Annotated in this window: 3 protein-coding genes; all 3 read left to right on the top strand. The window is 47.7% G+C overall.

The genetic code is table 11. The features are described 5' to 3' along the window. Positions 1-760: PTS fructose transporter subunit IIC (locus ACR0P9_RS11135; protein ID WP_432620146.1), on the top strand; the 760-nt coding region annotated here is incomplete at its 5' end. 56 nt (positions 761-816) lie between these two features. Next, entirely contained in the window at positions 817-1,074 is a 258-nt protein-coding gene (locus tag ACR0P9_RS11130) for an HPr family phosphocarrier protein (protein WP_432620144.1), read from the top strand. Positions 1,075-1,404: 330 nt separating this feature from the next. Then, positions 1,405-2,259 carry a Cof-type HAD-IIB family hydrolase gene (locus ACR0P9_RS11125; protein WP_432620142.1) on the top strand — a complete coding sequence of 285 codons (855 nt, stop codon included), beginning with the start codon at positions 1,405-1,407 and terminating at the stop codon, positions 2,257-2,259. Positions 2,260-2,394: the final 135 nt, after the last annotated feature.

The raw sequence follows: 2,394 nt of genomic DNA, 5'->3' as shown, positions 1-2,394 counted from the left end.
CGGCTTAATGAATGGAGAGACGACCGGCGTATCCGGCGGTTTCTTGGCGGCATTGCTCGCGGGCTTTGCAGCCGGTTATTTGGTACGATTCTTGGAAAAGATAACAGAGAAGATGCCAAAGGCGATGGATGGTATCCGTCCGATGCTGATTTATCCGCTCGGCGGCATTCTCTTAATCGGTATTCTCATGTGTGCCATCAATCCGTTGATGGGTGCTATCAATACCGGTATTTCTTGGATTTTGAATTCGATGGGCGGTTCGTCTAAAATCCTGCTCGGCTGCGTACTCGGCGGCATGATGAGTGTGGACATGGGCGGCCCGATCAACAAGGCAGCGTATGTATTTGGTACAGCTGCTCTGTCCATGGGACAGTTTGATGTCATGGCAGCGGTTATGATTGGCGGCATGGTTCCTCCGATTGCTATCGCATTGTCCTGCACCTTCTTCCCGAAGAAGTGGACGACAGAAGAGCGCAACAACGGTTTTGTCAATTACGTTATGGGCTTGTGCTTCATTTCTGAGGGCGCAATCCCGTATGCGGCAGCAGATCCGGGACGTGTGCTTCCGTCTTGTATCATTGGTTCTGCCATTGCAGGCGGTTTGTCTATGGCGTTTGGCTGCACCTTGCAGGCACCGCATGGCGGCATCTTCGTATTCCCGACCGTGGGACATCCGCTGATGTACGTTGTTGCTCTGGTCATCGGTTCGATTGTCGGCGGCGTAATTCTGTCGGCACTGAAAAAAACAAAGGCTGAATAAGCAAAAAACGCTTTATTTTTATTATGCAACTTATGTGTTGAAAGGAGATTTTTATTATGCTGCGTTTTGAGTACACCGTAACAGATCCGGAGGGCTTCCACGCACGTCCGGCAGGCATGTTCGTCAAAGAGGCAAAGAAGTATGACTGCGTTACCACCGTTGAGAAGAACGGTAAGTCGGCAGACGCTCGCAAGATGTTTGGTCTGATGGGCCTTGGCATCAAGGGCGGCGACACCATCGCAATTAGCGTAGAGGGTGCACAGGAAGAAGAAGCTGCTGCTGCACTGAAGGCATTTATGGAAGCAAATCTGTAAGAGCCGAACGATTGTATTTGTCAACTCTATTCTATTTATCTATTTCCTAAAGGTGCTGCGCCGCGTGCGGGCACCGTCGAGAACAACAGTTTTACAAGTCTGCAAGATGTGAACAAAAACAATTTTTGCTGGAACAACACGAAACAAAACACAAGTATTTTATGCATCTTGTAAAACTTTTATAAAACTGTTTTGGCCGTGTGAATGCACATTCGTGTGTGTTCACACGGCTTTTCTTATATTTTGCAGAAATGTGCGGTGAAATTTGATTGTAACACGAAAAAAATCGTGGTAAAATAAGGTATAGAAAAAAGAGACAGGAGGCGGACGATGGAATATCAACTATTGGCAACCGATTTGGACGGAACTTTACTCAATGCGAAAAAAGAAATTTCTTCCGAAAACATCAAAGCAATTAATCGTGCGTTGGAAATGGGAAAACATGTGATTTTTTCTACCGGTCGCGCCTTGGGAGAAGTTGAACAATTTTTTCCTTTGTTTCCGACGATGCGGTATGTGCTGTGTGAGAGCGGCGGACTGCTGTATGATCGGCAAGAAAAGCGCATCATCAGCAGACAGGTGCTGGATCCGGCCATTACGTTGGAGGTACTGCGCTATGCAGAACCGAGAGATATTATGATTCAAGTAATGATGGAGGGAGAATCTATCATCAGTAAGAAAAATATTGCCCTTCTCGAACACTATCGCAATGAATATTTGCGGGAGCATTTTTCTCATCATGTGCATTTGGTGGATAATGTCATTGCATATTGTCAGAGCGGCGATTATCTGGTAGAAAAGATCTGCTTGTATCATCCGGATACAACAGCGCGTGTGCAAACCTTGGAACGATTGCAGTACTTAGACTTGACCGCAGCATTTTCTGAGCGCACCTCGTTGGAATTGACACCGATTGGTGTCGATAAGGGAAAGGGTCTGCGCAAGCTGTGCGAGGAATTACATATTCCACTGGAGCAGGTCATTGCCGTTGGTGATGCACCCAATGATTTGGCCGTTTTACAGACCGCCGGATTGGCACTTGCCGTGGACAACGCTTCGGAAGAAGTCAAGCAGGTGTGCCATGCTGTCGTTGCAGATAATGAGCACAATGGAGTCAAAGAAGCCATCGAGCATTGGTTGTGCGGCGCGGTGCGCAGCACGATGCCTGTTTATCAAACAGTATAAAAAAGAGACCTGTGGTTACAGGTCTCTAGGACAACAACGCCTGCATATCCTCGGGGATCGGCGCAGTAAATGTCATGGGTTGTTTGGTAATCGGATGGGTGAAAGACAGCTGATAGGAATGCAGCGCCTGCCGGG

Source organism: Butyricicoccus sp., assembly GCF_050872565.1.
GTDB lineage: Bacteria > Bacillota > Clostridia > Oscillospirales > Butyricicoccaceae > Butyricicoccus_A.
Note: the sequence above shows the minus strand (reverse complement) of the source record. Positions and strands in the feature narration are given on the sequence as shown.